Below are 16,582 nucleotides of genomic sequence, written 5' to 3' on the forward strand. Positions count from 1 at the left end.
TGGTTTCCATTAAAAATTCCTTAACTTTGAACTTCAATTTTAGAAATGGAAAATTTAGTTCAAGACACTACCGTTCAAAAACCAAAGTGGATTCGTGTAAAACTTCCTACCGGAAAGAATTACAGAGAACTGAGAAGTTTGGTTGATAAATATAAATTAAATACAATTTGCCAGAGTGGAAGCTGCCCGAATATGGGTGAATGTTGGGGGGAAGGAACTGCAACTTTCATGATCTTAGGGAACATCTGTACACGAAGCTGTGGATTTTGTGGAGTAAAAACCGGAAAACCGTTAGATGTTAACTGGGATGAGCCTGAAAAAGTAGCACGTTCTATCAAATTAATGAAGATCAAACATGCTGTGCTTACTTCTGTAGATCGTGATGATTTGAAAGATATGGGATCCATTCTTTGGGGTGAAACTGTAAATGCTGTGAGAAGAATTTCTCCAGGTACTACAATGGAAACTCTGATCCCGGATTTCCAGGGATTGACAAAACATCTTGACAGATTAGTAGACGTAGCTCCAGAAGTGATCTCTCACAATATGGAAACGGTAAAACGTTTAACAAGAGAAGTAAGAATTCAGGCAAAATATGAAAGAAGCCTTGAAGTATTAAGATATCTGAAAGAAGCGGGGCAAAGAAGAACAAAAACAGGAGTAATGCTTGGTTTAGGAGAAACAAGAGATGAGGTTTTCCAAACTATCGAAGATATCAGAAATGCGAATGTAGATGTTATTACAATGGGGCAATATTTACAGCCTACTAAAAAGCATTTACCCGTAAAAAAATTCATTACACCTGAAGAGTTTGATGAATTTGGAGACTTTGCAAGAAGCTTAGGTTTCAGACATGTTGAAAGTTCACCACTAGTAAGAAGTTCTTATCACGCTGAAAAACATATTCACTAAAATATAATCGCTCCAATTCCGGAGCGATTTTTTTATCAAAAAATATAGATAGAACGTGGAATAGTCGTCAGTTCGAGTGAAATTATTTTTAATGACAGTTAAAAATAATTTTGTATCGAGAACCTGTCCCTAAAATTTAAACTTTGATTTTGTTAATCGCAAAGACGCAAGAATCTTCATAAATGCTCTGTTTTTTAAGGTGCAAGGATTTTTATCTACGATAAAAATGAATGTACAAACTGCTATACAACATTTGTCATTCCATTGAAATCTAATTTTTTTTAAATTCTTCATAAAGATTCCTACGGAATGACAAGGTTAAAAACGAAAAACTCTATTCTCAAAGATTTGTATAAAAATACACCACTTCAAATGACGCGAAAATTTAAAGATTTTACAGTTTAACGATTAAACAATTTCACATTTTAACAATTTAGCATTTTCACCTTTCCACTTTCCACTTTCAATTTTCCACTTTCTCCAAATGCCTTTTCCTAAATTCCGACGGCGTTTCTCCCAAGTGTTGTTTAAACAGCTTATTAAAATAGGATAGGCTTTCAAAACCCACCTGGAAGCACACTTCCGTTATAGAAGAATCTTTTAATAAAAATATTTTAGCCTGATTAATTCTGTAATTGTTTACAAAGTCTGTAAACGTCATATTGGTTTGCTTTTTAAAGTAGCGACAGAATGCGGGAGTACTAAGACTTACCATTTCAGCAATTTGATTGACATTCGTTTTTTTATCATAATTTTCATGAATGTAGTCGTAAATCGTCCCCATTCTTATTTTATCATTCAGAAACCATTTGATTCTTGTGTCTTCACTATTAAGCTCTTTAACCTCATTTGAATTGGCTAAGATTTGTAGAATTTCAATTAATCCCATAAGAGAATCAAAAGTTCCGGTATTCATCATGGTGTGCATTTTTTCTACGACCCTTTTTTTTGTTTCACCAGAAAAAGAGAGCCCCAGGTAGGAACGTTCCAAAAGAGTTTTGATGTGATCAAATTCAGGAACAGGAATAATGATATCCTGAAGAAAATTCTCTCTCATCTGAAGAACCAGTTGCTTACATTCCGTTTGGATCTTGTAATCAAAATTGAGGTGAGGGACATTGGAACCAATAAGAAGAAGATCACTATCTGTAAAACCTGAAATATCTTTACCCACATGTCGGATTCCATTGAGAGCTTCAACATAAACCAATTCTATTTCGGGATGATAATGCCAAAAAAAACAATTTTTCAGAGAAGGCGCAAAAAGCTTGAATGATTTTCCTTTTTCAAAGTCAATAATTTCTTTCTGAATTTTCATTTGGTTCTATCTTGATTAATTCTAAGGTTAAAATTAATCAAAAAGGTTAATATGGAGCAAATTTTTATCATTTGAGTAGAAGTAAAAACGGATATTTCTGTCGATTTTTGCACTTTCAAATTAGAGGATTGTTGACATTGTACAAAACAATAGAAATAACCTTAAGAACTTTAAATGATATGGGAATAGATAAGAGGATAATACCATTGGCCATAGGTGGTTTGGGGATTGGAACGACAGAGTTTACTATTATGGGTTTACTGCCTGATATAGCAAAAACTTTACAGGTAAGTATTCCGGAAGCCGGACATCTGATCTCTGCCTATGCACTGGGAGTGGTTATTGGCGCACCAATATTGATCGGTTATTCTGTGAAATTTCCTCCAAAAAAAGTCTTAATTGTTTTAATGATGATTTTTACATTGTTTAATGGGCTGTCTGCAATAGCACCCGATTATACAAGTATGTTGATCATTAGATTTCTTTCAGGTTTACCACATGGAGCATTTTTTGGTGTGGGAACAGTGGTTGCTTCAAGATTGGCAGGAAAAGGGAAGGAGGCATTTTATATTTCGTTAATGTTTACTGGACTTACTGTGGCTAACCTTGCAATGGTCCCTTTGGTAACTTATATTGGACATACTTTCCACTGGAGATGGTATTTCGTAATTGTTGCTGCCATAGGTTTATTTGCGCTCTTATTTTTAAAATTCTGGCTTCCTGCTATGGAAACCAAGCAAGATACCCACTTCCTTGAAGAATTAAAATTTCTAAAGCATAAACAATCCTGGTTGGTATTATTAATTACTGCCATTGGGTTTGGAGGACTTTTTACATGGTTCAGCTATATAACTCCATTAATGACGATCATTGCTGGGATTAAAGCCAGTCAGATGGCCTATGTAATGATTCTGGCGGGAGCTGGAATGGTGGTAGGAAATTTAGCCGGTGGCTTTTTATCTGATAGATTAGGCCCCGAAAAGACATGTGTTCTTTTATTATTTTTGATGATGTCTTCATTAGCGGGTGTATTTTTCTTTTCAGAAAATAGAATGATAGCACTGGTACTTACATTTATTTGTGGTGCATTATCTATGTCTGTTGCTGCGCCAATCAACATTATGATGATGAAAGCGGCTCCGAGAAGTGAAATGATGGCTGCTGCTTTTATGCAAGCTGCTTTTAATATAGCGAATGCCATGGGAGCTTTTTTAGGAGGAATTCCTTTAGAACACGGTTTCTCATTTAAATATCCTTCTCTTGTTGGAGTAGGAATGACATTTATAGGGTTGCTGATCAGTATACGATATATGTATTTGTACAGAGTGTCTCAATCTGGAGAAGAAGCTGGTGTAGAATGTGTACCATGTGATAAATAACATTTAAAAAAAGAGGCAATTGCCTCTTTTTTCGTACCCTTTATGCTTCCACTTCATTTCCATTCTTGCACCAATAAAGGGCATTGTATACATTTTCCTTTGGAAAGGATTTAAATTCACCGGGCATTAAAACACTGAAAATATCAGTAAAGTTTTGAACTCCCTCGCTATTGGTAACAATAGCTGTACGATTCCATTTGGTCAAATTTTTCAATCCTAAAAATGCATCCTGTAGCCAGGCGCCCATTGTAAAATTATCCAGATCGGTATCTAAATACAATAAATAATTAAGTTCATCAAACTGATCCACTTTCTGTTTTACGTGGGGAATAACCAGTTTCTCAAAATCTTCTCGGGTGACTTCCCCTGTTGCATTGAATGCTGCAACATTCTCAGGGGCATCTGGAATAATTGTAATCATAGTATATTTTTTATGGTTTGGTGATATTTCACCAACAACAATTACACCATTAATAGCTGTGTAAGCGTTAAAATACTCACAAATATTAGTACTTTAGTGTAAAATATCAATATGGATTTAAAATCTAATGAACCGTTTTGGTTGCTAAAGAATGGAATTCTAGCCTCTTACCCCTCATTGAAAAGTGATGAAGAATGTGACGTATTGGTTATAGGTGGTGGGATAACAGGCAGCTTAGTAGCTCATCAAATGATACAAGATGGTTATAAAACAATCCTTATTGATAAACGTGAAATTTGTAACGGAAGTACCTCTGCAACCACCTCTATGCTACAATATGAAATTGATGTTCCGCTTTTTGAACTTATTGGTAAAATTGGAGAAAAAGGAGCTGTTGACAGTTATAGAGCCTGTTCAGATTCCATTGATAGGATAGAAATGCTGACGAAACAATTAAGATCACAAGCTGGATTTAAAAGAAAAAAGTCTTTGTACTTCGCATCAAAAAAGAAGGATGTTGATTGGCTTAAAAAAGAATTTGAAGCGAGGAAAAAATATGGATTTAAAGTTAAATGGCTTGAATCCGATGAAATTGAAAATGAATTTGGCTTCCGCAATACGTATGGAGGTATCATATCCAGACAGGGAGCAAGTATTGATGCATTTAAATTTGCTCATGAATTATTGGAGTTCAATCGGGGAGAAGGTCTAGGTATATTTGATAAAACAGAAATGAAATCTGTAGAATACCGTAAAGACCATAATTTGGTCACTACTACAAATGGGCCCCAAATCAAAACAAAAAAGATCATCTATTGTATAGGATATGAGAGCAAAAATTTGATTACAGAACATTTTGTAAATCTGAAAAGCACATACGCTATTGTTTCCGAGATCGATCATGATAAATTTAAAAATATAAGCAGCACATTGGTTTGGAATACAGATGAGCCTTATATGTATATGAGAACAACGGATGATGGACGATTATTGATTGGAGGAGGAGACGAAGATTTCTATAATGCTGAAAAACGGGATGCTTTACTTAATAAAAAGGAAAAAGAGATTCTAAAGACTTTGAAAAAAATAAAGCCTGATTATCATTTTTATACTGATTTTGTATGGGCTGGAACTTTTGGAGAAACGAAAGATGGGTTGCCTTTTATAGGAGAACATAAAAAATTTAAGAACTCTTATTTTGTATTAGGTTTTGGTGGCAATGGAATTACCTTTTCAGTCACTGGAATGGAAATGGCTTCCCTGTTTATGAAAAACAAAAAACATCCCTTATCAGGATATTTTAAATTTGGCAGATAAAGAAACCGACGGTTGATATTCTCAAAGCCGTCGGTTCTAAAACTATGAAAATTAAAATCATATCATTTATACATCTATAAATGAAGTGACCTAAAAGTAATTAGTACGATGGTGGCTGAGGCTCTCGAAGCCACCATTACAGGCTATACCCATTTTTCTTAGCTAACTCCAAAATCGATTTTTCAATTGCTTTTCCAAGATCGTCAGAATCGGTATTGCCTCGTTTTTTCATTTCTTTATCAATGTACTGTTGTCTCTTTATAGAAAGTTCTTCAATTTCACGTTGAATTTTTCCACGTTCTGAAGATTTTAAAGCAACGACTTTTTTCACCTCTTCTTTACTTTTACCTTTTAATTCAGCGGGAAGCTCACTTTCTTTAATGGTAGTAATGAAGTCGACGTCTTTTTCTGCTTTGTCTACAAGATCCCAGTGATCATTTTTGTAAGCGTTCTTTTTGCTTTTGGCAACTGTTCTTTCCACGGCATTGGAAACAGATTGGACTTCTGCATTTTTATCCTGCATTACCTGTTTGTTTTTGAATTCAGAGCCATGGCTTCCGTAATACATATAAGTATCATTCAATTTTGTATTGCATTCTGAAATTCTAATGTCGTAGGGCGTTTCAATATAAATTACTTTTCTGTCGCTGTCTATATTAAAATATTTTCCATCACCAGTAACGGCACCGTTTTGCCAGAAGGATTGGATTCCTTCATTTCTGTCGCCACAGAAAATAGTATTGGTGTAAATCTTCTTAGCTTTAGCAGACGAAATAACTTCCTTATAATTAATTCTTCCCTGATCAAAAGGCTCGTTCCCGGCAATATAAATCAGTTTCATGCTTTTATCATTTTTATCCCAATTGAGATTCATACTTGCATCACGGATTACGGCACCACAATATTCGCTTCCTCCATTGGTTCTTAAAGCAAATAGTTTTTCTGAAACCAGATCTAAATCCTGTGTCAGGGGAGTGACTTGTCTAATGAAATTTTCATCCCGAATTCCGTCGTTTCCGTATTCATAAAGTGCGATTTCTATCTGTGGTGCTTTACCATCGTATTTCAATGTTGTCAAGGTATTCACGATATTCCATAATCTTGATTTTGCCTGATCGATCAGCCCGTCCATACTGTTCGAAGTATCTAATAAAAGAGCAACCTGGATCTTATTTTCTTTAGCTGCTTGATTTGGTGCTAAAGAAGCATTTTGTGTCACTAAATCATTGGTTACAGTATTATTTCTACCTGCACAACGATTATCTGTCAGGCTATTTGAGCTTAAAAAAGCGGCGCCTAGACTCAATGTTAAAATTTTTAAAGTTGTCATTATTTATATTTTTAATTAGGTTATCTGCTGTAATATTGGACTTGCATGTCTTTTGGATATTTCACTTCAAAAGAGAAGTTGATAATATCTGAATTTCCACTGTTGATTTTTCTGTTCCAAAGGATGCTTCCCGTTTTTTCATCGAGGTTTCCGTTTCCTATTTCCAATGATTTTACGGAGATTTTAGAATTTTCACTGATTGGAAGCTGGTCAAGGATTTCAAGATCAATGTTTTCTTTTGTGTTATTTCTTACATGTATTTGATAAGATTCTGTTTCCCACTTATTTGAATTGAGTGTTTTTTGAGAAGTTTTATCTTCTACTTTTATTCTTTTTACTGTAATTCTTTCATCTGCACCAAGAGAGATTGGGAACTCATCTTTGATATAGTTGCTTGTGATATTTGTTTTTCCGATATAATTATCTTCAAAATAGATATTGGCTTCTCCGGAAATCAGATTAAGATTTTGCCAGTTTTTCACAAATGCCATCAGGAATACCTGATTGTTGAGCTTTGATACGGTATGATATTTATAAGTAGCATTTACTTCTTTTTTATCCAAAATCACATACTGTTCCTTTTCCTGGCTTACAATAGTCTGATTGAATTTCAGTTCATACATCACATTCATCTGATTGTCGGAGACTGTTGCGATTGGTACCTGGCTTATTGGAACAACTTGCTCAGCCCGCATCTGATATGCATTCGTCATATCTGCTTTTGCTTTCATTGAATATCCTGCAAGTTCTTTTTGAGAATCATAGGCTGTATATTCTGCTACGTACAATGGAGATAAAATGGGTCTATTCTGGTTATATGAAGGTCTGTAAGTCGAAACAAAAAGTTTTACATTATTCCAGTCCTGACCTGTTTTCTGATATATTTTTCCTTTATATGCAATCTCAAGAGGTTTCTTGGTAGATTCTGCACGCAAATCATAGGAAGGTACCCAACCAGCATTAGAAACAATATAACTTATACCCAGATTGATATTCATTTCCCGATCTGCGAGAATTTCAAGAAGTAGTTCCTTTTTGTTTTGATTTTTATGCGTTTGTTCTTCTGTAAACTGCTTATTGATCTTAGCTATACTTTCATCAAATCCACTTTTCTGTTCATTCAGTAAGAATACCTGATTATCAATTTCGAGCATTCTCTTTCTGTAGAACTCGGTAAGTTTGATCAATTGATCCTGGGGAGTCGATTTATCATTGGTAGAAACTTTAAGATTATCGTTGATTATATTTTGCTCACCTGTCAGGTTTTTAATCTGAATATTTAATAAGCTTACTTGTCGCTGTAGCTTTTTCCTTTCATCCTCCAGTTTTTTTTCACCCTCGGACATTTCATCATTCTTCAGATAATTACTCTGTGGAGTAATGGAAAGAAGAGTCGTATTTTTTTCGAGATTGATTTTATAAGTGTTTTCATCAATATCATTAGGAAGACTCATAATTCTTACTGTATTTTTTCCTTTCTGTAAAGAAATACTGGTGCTGCCAAAGACTTTGGCTCCCTGCAAGAATAGAGTAGCTTGTTTTACATCAATTTCTTTTTTTATCTCTTGCGATTTGAAAAGTGAAACTGTGAGGAGTATTAAAAAGTATTTCATAGCGTATTATTTAAAATTCTAAAGTAAAATTATCTGTATTCCAGGCTGAAAATCTGAAGACTTGGTGAGGAGGAGTTTTGACTTGGTGAATGAGTCGGGAGAGAAAAAAAGCAGTTCGAAAGAACTGCCTTTATTCTATTTTAAAGTATCTCGTATCTTGTTTTAATGCTGTACTTTAATTTGATATTTTCAATATTATCAAATGAGTAATCAACTCCTGCATCAGCTTCCATTTGTACGCTGCTTGATTTTCTTGAATAAGCTGCCATTGGTAAAACAGTGTCGCTCGTGTAGTCTTCTATTTCTACAATTTCCAAAGGAGCGCCTACTTTTTTACCCATACTTTCTAATAAGTAATCTGCTTTTTCTTTGGCTGCTTTTAAAGCATTTATCTTCACAGTTTTTCTAAATTCAGCAATTTTGGTATTCTTTACCTCTGAAACATTCAGGTTACTTACCCATTTTTGGTTCAATCCTTCAAATACTTTGCTTAAGTTGGTTTTTGCATTTACCTTAAACTGAAAGCTCTTTGTAAACTTGTTTGTTTTTGAATAAAGATTCTGATACATCGATTTGAAGGTGATGTCCTCATTCTTTACTCCATTGCTCTTTAATGTTTCGAATAATTTCTTTTCATTATCAGCCAGCTCATTCTTATTGTCGGCTTTTATTCCGATGTTAAAGATGATCTCATCCGGTTCAACTTCCATTTCAGCAACTCCTGTTACTTCAATTGCATTTTTCTTTACTTCCTGTGCGCTTATTAAACTTCCTGCTGTAAGGAATCCGATTAATAAAAAATGTCTCAATTTCATAATTTTTTGTTTTAAATTCTGAAGTAAAATTAGTCTGATTCAAAACCGGAAATTGAGAGACTTGGTGAAATGAAGTTTTCACTTGGTGAAAGAACAAAAAAACGACAGCCGGTGAGAACTGTCGTTTTTTTTATTAAAAGATTAAAAGATTAAAAGATTAAAAGATTAAAAGATTAAAAGATTAAAAGATTAAAAGATTAAAAGATTAAAAGAACTTGCTAAACACTAATTTTGCACTATCAACTATCAACTATCAACTATCAACTTCTCATTTTCAACTTTCAATTTTCAGCTGCCTCCCTCTAATGCAAAAAATAAACCTTAGAAATCTTATCATTCTTTATCTCATAAATAGCAGTTGCTTCTATCTTTCCATTTTTTCTAACTCCTGAAACACTTTCTCTATCTATAACAAAATTACCATTGATGATCCTGTTTTTAATTTCACAATGGAGATCTGGTGTTTTATCAAACATGGCACTATAGCTTTTTCTCATTGCTTCTTTTCCTTTGCTGATTAATGTATTAGGGAAAGTATATAACTCGACATCTTCAGAATAAGGCTCAAGGAACGCATCAATATTCCTTGCATTGTAGCCATTCAATTGTTGTTGAGCAAGAATTTCAGGTGTTACCTTCAAAATTTTATCAGCTTGTAGTGGTTGTCCGTTTTTAAAAACCATTTCGATATTTGTAAGGTGATCTAAATTTTCAGTAGGATCCGAATTCAGAAGTACCATATCTGCAATTTTCCCTGTAGTAATACTTCCTGAGGTATTCTCTTTATTAAAAATTTTAGAAGGATTGATCGTCGCCGACTGAATAACCTGCCAATTGCTCATTCCACTTTCTTTCATTGCTTTAAGTTCGGCAATAAAAGAGGTTGCGTGTTGGGTGGCAATATTTCCGGCATCCGTACCTGCAGCAATCGTTACTCCTCCGTCAGAAAGCTTTTTTAAATTAATGACTCTTATAGAATCCTTTTTTCTGGCATAAACATCTATTTGGGGTAGATTAAAGCGCTTTTTCAGCTTGTTGATCATTGTAGAATCTGAAGAGCCAGACAAGTGTTTTAGATCATAAATAGATCCAACTGTTTGTGGATTGGAGTTCTCTAATTCATAAGTGTTATACTGCTTCTTCTGTGCATAGGTTTTATAATAGTTATCCATTACAGTCAATGTAGGGCTTAAAACAACATTTTTTGATTTCAGAAGTTTTACAAAAGCATCAGGAACTACTTCATCTTCTACGTCATGTACTAAAAAATCGGCACCATTCTGTACAGCAATTTGTGCTGTTATCCTTTCTGTCGCATGTACAGCAACCTTTAAATTATTTTTGTGAGCCTCATCAATGATTGTTTTTATAATAGGTTCATATTTCTTTGCAGTAGCTTCCATTTCCTTTGGATCAGCCATTACGATGTACCATATTTTAATAAAATTAGGTTTATAGGGAAGTTGTTCCTGAACCATTTTTTTGGCTTCTTCAATGGTCGTTACCAATTTGAAAGGTTCATTTTTATCCAGGTTTTTAAATGCTTCAGGTTCATATGTTGTAAGAAGTGGTCCTGTCATATAAACAGATGGTAATGTCATATTCTTTGAAAATGTATCTCTTAGACCCAGAAAATTATAGGTAGCCCCTGCGTCTACTACAGACGTGATTCCACTTTTAAGATAACGCAATAAAAAGTCTTCCATATTGTTATGTACCCAATCAATTTCTTTTTCATACGGAGCTTGTTTTCTTAGATCAAATGCATCAGGTCTTGTATATAACCCTCCACTTTGGAAAAAATGAACGTGAGCATCTGTCATTCCCGGTATAAGAAATTTACCCTTCCCATCTATAGTCGTAGCATTTTGTGGTACTTTTATTTTATTAGCAGGCTTGACATCAGAAATAAGGTCTTTACTAACAACAACTGTTTGATTGGGAATCAGTTTTTTGTTAGTAATATCTACAACTGTTACATTTTGTATGTAGGTCTGTGCGTGGATCTTACCGGATAAGAAACAAAGTATGAATAGTAAATAAAAATGGGTCTTCATGAGTTTCAGTTTATGTTGTTTGTAAATCACAAATATATGAAAACAGTATCATCAATATGTACCCGTGTGAAACTTGGTGAAATGTAGTTTTGACTTGGTGAGTCATAAGAAACTATACATAAAGTTTTAGTTACTTTGCATTATAGAATAAAAAAGGTGAAGCAACTTTTCAAAATAATAGTAATCATCACATTAGCGATAGGAAATTTTTCTTTCGCTCAGGATTCTACAAGGGTTGTAAAAGCTCTGAAATCAGCATCAAAACTTAAAGTGGCTGTCGATAATAATGATAATAAAACGGTAGCGGAAACTTATGTAGGAATGGCTAGTGATTATTATAATCAGGGAAACTATGCCAAAAGTGAGGAATACCTTATAAAGGCCAGAAATGTCTACCAAAACCTGAATGATAAAAAGAATCTGGAACTCGTTACCCGTAAACTAGCTCAATCTCAGGAGAAGCAAAATAAGATAACCCCTGCCATAAATAATTACAGCCGTGCAGCAGAAATAAGTTTTACAAAGGAAAGCCGCAGTATGAATTCCAATGATGCTACAAGGCTTTCTTCACCTTCTCAGGAAGCAAAAGCAGAAGCAATAAAAAGTAATATAGATATTAGCCAAAAAGAAAATGAGAAAGCAGATCTGGCGGCTGGTTACAGTCAGTTAGCAGATATAAATATTCAACAAAATAATATTCCTCAGGCGGAACAGAATCTCAAGAGTGCCTATACGATTTCTAAAAAGCAATTAGAACCACAACAGGCTTTGGAAATCAATCAAAAGCTAACCAATTTTTACGTTGATAATAAAGACTTTGATAAAGCGATTGCGGCCAAGAAAAAAGTATTAAAAGAGGATTTTGTGAAAGATGATTCTCAAACAAAGGTGGAGCAGATTCAGGAATTGGCTGATATCTATATTAAGAAAAATGATCCCAAAAGTGCAATCGAAGAGCTAAAGAACGCATATGGAATAGCCTTGGAGAAAGGACATACTTTAGAGGCACAAAAAAGTGTCAAGAGGTTAGACAGTCTCTATAGTGTTTCCGAAAATACAGATGCTTCAGTACAATTGTACAGAGATTTCCTGGGAAGACTACCGGATCTTGTATCAAAGGACAGGAGCCTCGTTGATAATAAAATTCTTGAAGATACAGAGCAAAGAATTTCTCAATTAGAAAAAGAACGCGAATTAAAAGATGAACTGATCCGAAAGAAAAATGTTTTTAACTATAGCCTGATTGGTGCATTGGTCCTATTGCTAGGATTAATAGGCTTTATATTCTGGACACTTCGTAAAGTTCAGATCAAAAATAAAAAAATTGCTTTGCAGTCGCTTCGACGAGAAATGAATCCTCATTTTATTTTTAATAGCTTGAATAGCGTCAATCAGTTTATCACAACAAACAATGAATTGGAAGCCAATCAATATTTAACCAAATTTTCGAAACTCATGCGTGGTGTCATGGAAAATTCGGCTGAAGACTTTATCCCTTTCCAGCAAGAACTTGATTTACTGCAAAATTATCTGGCACTGGAGAAAACTCGTTTTGCGGATAAATTTGATTATGAAATTGATGTTGATGAAAATCTTAATTTACAAAGTTTACATGTTCCCGGAATGTTGGTTCAACCATTTTTAGAGAATGCTATTTGGCATGGATTGAGATACCGAAAAGAAAAAGGATTTTTAAAACTCAGTTTTGAAAAAGTGAATCAACACCTGAAAATCAGTATTGATGATAATGGAATCGGGATTGAGGAAAGCAAAAAATTAAAAACAGAGCACCAAAAAGCAAGGGAAGGACGTGGAATGAAAAATACCATGGAGCGAATCGGTTTACTCAACGATCTTTACAAACAAGATATCCGTTGTAAGGTAACAGATAAAAAGAATGAGCCCGGAGTTTTAGTAGAAATAGAATACAGACTTTAAATGGGCACTTTGTAAAAATTTTCGATAGTCATTGTAACTTAATAAAAAATAATATTGTCTATAGAGTATAGAATCAAATATTTATAAAAACTATTTTGCAATGAAAACTAATACCCTTGGAAAACTAGAAGATGCTCCGGTGAATATTAAGATTAAACTCGCCGGGCTTTGGACTTCTGTAACCCTATGCTATTTGTATGGTGATTATTTTGAACTATATACTCCCGGTAAAGCAGCAGGTCTTACCAATGGGACTAATTTGCTGGATACCCCTTTTAAATTGTTTTTGGCCTCACTACTCCTAGCAATCCCGGCTGTAATGGTAATGTTTTCCTTGATATTAAAACCTTCAATCAACAGAATTCTAAATATTATTTTCGGGTTATTCTTTACAGCAATTATGTTATTGATAGCAGTGACTTCATTTTCTGCATGGTATGCATTTTATGTTTTTCTGGCTATTTTAGAAAGTGTGATCACGCTATTAATAGTTTGGTATGCCTGGAAGTGGAGAAGAGTTTAGTGCAGTGACTTTCGATCTAAAGATTGTATGTAAAGCTAAATATTTCTATTTTTACAGTACAACTGAAATTCATTCAGATCTACTTAAATGAAAATAAAAGCGGTTATCATAGACGATGAGGTTATTGCGAGAGAAGTTTTGAGAAGCTATCTCACAAAATATTGTCCACAGGTTGAAATCCTTGGGGAAGCTGAAAATATAAATGATGCAGTTCCCCTTATTGCAGAGAAACAGCCTCAGCTTGTTTTTCTGGATGTAGAGATGCCATATGGAAATGCTTTCGATGTTCTGGAGGCTACAAAAGACTACGTATATGAGACTATTTTCATTACCGCTTTTTCTCAATATTCTTTACAGGCACTGAATAAATCAGCAAGTTATTATATTTTAAAACCTATTGATATCCAGGAACTCATCCTTGCTGTTAATAAAGTAGTAGAAAGCCTTGAGAAGAAGGAAGAGCTGAACCGTAATAAAATATTGCTTGAAAATTTAAAATTAAAGCCTGAAAAACAACAGCTTATTCTTCCAACTTTGCAAGGGTTTGATGTTGTAAAGACAGAAGATATTGTAAGACTTCAGGCAGATGGTAATTTTACCCAGGTTTACCTTACGGATGGGTCCAAAAAAATGGTGTGCAGATTTTTAAAACATTTTGATGATCTATTAGAAGCCCCATTTGTAAGAGTTCATCGTTCACATATTATCAATACAGATTTTGTAAAGTCCTACCACAAAAGCGGAACGGTAACACTATTAGACGAAGCGGAAATAGAAGTTTCCGGGACATTTAAGGATGCTTTTCTAAAAGTTTTTTCTTAGAGTTATTTTTAATTAAAAGCCTAAAGGCATTATTTTTGGACTTTTTCATTGTAACCACATAAGTACATTATTATGAAAAATATTCAGAAAATTGCCATTCCTATTTCAGTTGGTTTTTTGGGGTTACTGGTTTTTAATCACTATTCATTAAGAATTCCAAAAGGCGCCGTACCTGTAACCAATTTCGATGCCGAAAAATATTTGGGAAAATGGTACGAAATAGCTCGGTTCGATTATAAGTTTGAGAAAGGAATGGATAATGTAACAGCCACCTATACTCAAAATTCCGATGGAAGTATTCGCGTAGATAATAAAGGATACAATTATATAAAAAAAGTCTGGGAAGAATCTATTGGTGAAGCAAAATTTGTAAAAGATAAAACAGAAGGACGTTTAAAAGTATCTTTCTTTAAACCCATTTGGGCGGGTTATAATGTTATCGATATCGACGAAAATTATCAATATGCCTTAGTTGCAGGAAACAGCCTGAAATACCTTTGGATATTGTCCCGAACCACCGAAATCCCGGAAAGCATAAGACAACGTTTTTTAGAAAAAGCCAGGAAGATAGGATATGATACTCGTGAATTGATCTGGGTGAAGCATACTTAAGGAAAAGGCAAAAAGGCAAAAGGGCGAAAAGGCTGATTTGCTAATTTGTAAAACTGTAAAACCGAAAAAAGATTACACGGCCAATGGCGGTATATAGACTGTGATTTAAACGTATCACCTATTTCGCGATTCAGCGAATTAACGATTTTGCAAATCAGCCTTTTCACAAATTCGCTCTTTCCCTTCCCTCCCAAAATATTTCCACAATAAACATTGCCCCAACCGTAGATTTTTCCGTCATTTGTATTAGAATTTTTTCAAGAATTACAATATGGAAAATGCTGTCCTAATTACCATTGGAGATGAGATCCTTTCCGGGAATACAATAGATACCAATTCTAATTTTATTGCTACAGAACTTAAGAACATAGGCATAAAAGTTTCACAAATCTTTACGATTTCAGATGAAATTGAAACCATCAAAAATACTTTACGAACTGCCTTTGAAATCGGTGACCTGGTTATTACAACGGGAGGGTTAGGACCAACCAGAGATGATAAGACAAAAAAAGCTCTCGCTGAATTTTTTGATGATGAGATAGCCTTGGATGAGGCTACTTTTATTCATTTAAAAAATTACATGGAGAAAAGAGGACGGGGGGATATATTGGAACGAAATAAGGAGCAGGCTTTTGTTCCTACAAAATCCACTGTTTTTCAGAACCAATATGGAACGGCTCCGTGCATGATGATGAAGTACAATAACAAATTGAGTTTTAGCCTTCCGGGAGTGCCTTACGAAGTAAAACCTTTAATCAAAGATCAGATTGTCCCTTATTTAAAAGAAACTTTCAGTTTACAATATATCAATACAAGAATTGTTTCGGTTGTTGGAATTCCTGAAAGTGTCCTGGCAGATATTATCGAAGACTGGGAGCTTTCTTTGCCTCAAAATTTAGCATTATCCTATCTTCCTGTTGGAACACGTGTAAAGCTGAGGTTAACGGCATCAGGACATAATGAAAGTGTTTTACAACAACAATTGGAGCAAGAGATCCAAAAGCTATTTCCCTTGATTGGAGAAAGTATTATTGCTACTTCTGAGGATAAGATTGAAAAAATATTGGGAGAATTGCTAAATGAGAAAAAGTTGACACTTTCTATTGCTGAGAGTTGTACAGGTGGAGAATTGGCAAAAATGATTACCTCCAACTCAGGAAGTTCTAAATATTTTGTAGGGGGGATAGTTCCTTATGCAACAGCAAAAAAGGTGGAAATTTTAAATGTTTCTCAAAAAACGGTAGATGAATTTACAGTGGTAAGTGAACAGGTAGCTCAGGAAATGGCAAAAGGATGTCAGAAATTATTCGGTAGCCATATTTCACTTTCAACTACCGGCGTGGCGGGACCTGGAAAAGGGGAAGATGGGAAAGATATCGGAACTGTTTTTTATACCATCAGAATCAATGATAATGAGCAGACTTTTAGATTATATATGCCTCATTTGGAAAGACTTGACTTTATGTATTTTGTTTCTCAGAAAATTATTCAGGATTTAATAGGGTTACTTATAAATAATCAATAA

At 34.4% G+C, this 16,582-nt stretch carries 14 protein-coding genes; 8 read left to right on the top strand and 6 right to left on the bottom strand.

Annotated features, from left to right (window positions below):
* The first annotated feature begins 45 nt into the window (after window positions 1-45).
* Entirely contained in the window at window positions 46-912 is an 867-nt protein-coding gene (lipA, locus tag JHL15_RS07365; protein ID WP_200244631.1) for a lipoyl synthase, read from the top strand.
* A 463-nt stretch (window positions 913-1,375) separates the two neighbouring features.
* Here lipA and JHL15_RS07370 read toward each other — a convergent pair whose 3' ends face one another.
* The gene (locus JHL15_RS07370) at window positions 1,376-2,230 is read right to left on the bottom strand and encodes an AraC family transcriptional regulator (protein ID WP_200244632.1); all 855 of its coding nucleotides are present in this window, start codon (window positions 2,228-2,230) and stop codon (window positions 1,376-1,378) included.
* Between the two features lie 179 nt (window positions 2,231-2,409).
* On the opposite strand from JHL15_RS07370, the gene JHL15_RS07375 reads away from it, so the two are divergent.
* Complete coding sequence (locus tag JHL15_RS07375) at window positions 2,410-3,609, top strand: MFS transporter (protein ID WP_200244634.1); 1,200 nt, start codon at window positions 2,410-2,412, stop codon at window positions 3,607-3,609.
* Between the two features lie 40 nt (window positions 3,610-3,649).
* Here JHL15_RS07375 and JHL15_RS07380 read toward each other — a convergent pair whose 3' ends face one another.
* The gene (locus tag JHL15_RS07380) at window positions 3,650-4,030 is read right to left on the bottom strand and encodes a SpoIIAA family protein (RefSeq protein ID WP_200244635.1); all 381 of its coding nucleotides are present in this window, start codon (window positions 4,028-4,030) and stop codon (window positions 3,650-3,652) included.
* A 111-nt stretch (window positions 4,031-4,141) separates the two neighbouring features.
* Between JHL15_RS07380 and JHL15_RS07385 the strand changes: the two genes are divergently transcribed.
* The gene (locus JHL15_RS07385; RefSeq protein WP_200244636.1) at window positions 4,142-5,347 is read left to right on the top strand and encodes an NAD(P)/FAD-dependent oxidoreductase; all 1,206 of its coding nucleotides are present in this window, start codon (window positions 4,142-4,144) and stop codon (window positions 5,345-5,347) included.
* 136 nt (window positions 5,348-5,483) lie between these two features.
* On the opposite strand, the gene JHL15_RS07390 is transcribed toward JHL15_RS07385, so the two are convergent.
* From JHL15_RS07390 to JHL15_RS07405, 4 genes are all read right to left on the bottom strand, one after another.
* Window positions 5,484-6,677 (bottom strand): VWA domain-containing protein, encoded by a 1,194-nt coding sequence (locus tag JHL15_RS07390; RefSeq protein WP_200244637.1) that lies wholly within the window; start codon window positions 6,675-6,677, stop codon window positions 5,484-5,486.
* Window positions 6,678-6,697: 20 nt separating this feature from the next.
* The gene (locus tag JHL15_RS07395; RefSeq protein WP_200244638.1) at window positions 6,698-8,290 is read right to left on the bottom strand and encodes a DUF4139 domain-containing protein; all 1,593 of its coding nucleotides are present in this window, start codon (window positions 8,288-8,290) and stop codon (window positions 6,698-6,700) included.
* Between the two features lie 140 nt (window positions 8,291-8,430).
* Entirely contained in the window at window positions 8,431-9,105 is a 675-nt protein-coding gene (locus tag JHL15_RS07400; protein ID WP_200244640.1) for an SIMPL domain-containing protein, read from the bottom strand.
* Window positions 9,106-9,407: 302 nt separating this feature from the next.
* Entirely contained in the window at window positions 9,408-11,162 is a 1,755-nt protein-coding gene (locus tag JHL15_RS07405) for an amidohydrolase family protein (RefSeq protein WP_200244645.1), read from the bottom strand.
* 156 nt (window positions 11,163-11,318) lie between these two features.
* Here JHL15_RS07405 and JHL15_RS07410 point away from each other — a divergent pair, with 156 nt between their 5' ends.
* The 5 genes from JHL15_RS07410 to JHL15_RS07430 all read left to right on the top strand — a co-directional run bounded on the left by JHL15_RS07410 (window position 11,319) and on the right by JHL15_RS07430 (window position 16,582).
* Window positions 11,319-13,100 (top strand): tetratricopeptide repeat-containing sensor histidine kinase, encoded by a 1,782-nt coding sequence (locus JHL15_RS07410; protein WP_317193022.1) that lies wholly within the window; start codon window positions 11,319-11,321, stop codon window positions 13,098-13,100.
* A 100-nt stretch (window positions 13,101-13,200) separates the two neighbouring features.
* On the top strand, window positions 13,201-13,623 hold the full coding sequence (locus JHL15_RS07415) for a DUF6326 family protein (protein WP_200244647.1): 423 nt from the start codon (window positions 13,201-13,203) through the stop codon (window positions 13,621-13,623).
* A gap of 87 nt (window positions 13,624-13,710) precedes the next feature.
* The gene (locus JHL15_RS07420) at window positions 13,711-14,445 is read left to right on the top strand and encodes a LytR/AlgR family response regulator transcription factor (RefSeq protein ID WP_200244650.1); all 735 of its coding nucleotides are present in this window, start codon (window positions 13,711-13,713) and stop codon (window positions 14,443-14,445) included.
* Window positions 14,446-14,517: 72 nt separating this feature from the next.
* A complete protein-coding gene (locus JHL15_RS07425) occupies window positions 14,518-15,057 on the top strand; it encodes a lipocalin family protein (protein WP_200244652.1) in 540 nt (179 codons plus the stop codon).
* A 271-nt stretch (window positions 15,058-15,328) separates the two neighbouring features.
* Complete coding sequence (locus tag JHL15_RS07430; protein WP_200244654.1) at window positions 15,329-16,582, top strand: CinA family nicotinamide mononucleotide deamidase-related protein; 1,254 nt, start codon at window positions 15,329-15,331, stop codon at window positions 16,580-16,582.

The organism is Chryseobacterium paridis, assembly GCF_016595215.1.
GTDB lineage: Bacteria > Bacteroidota > Bacteroidia > Flavobacteriales > Weeksellaceae > Chryseobacterium > Chryseobacterium paridis.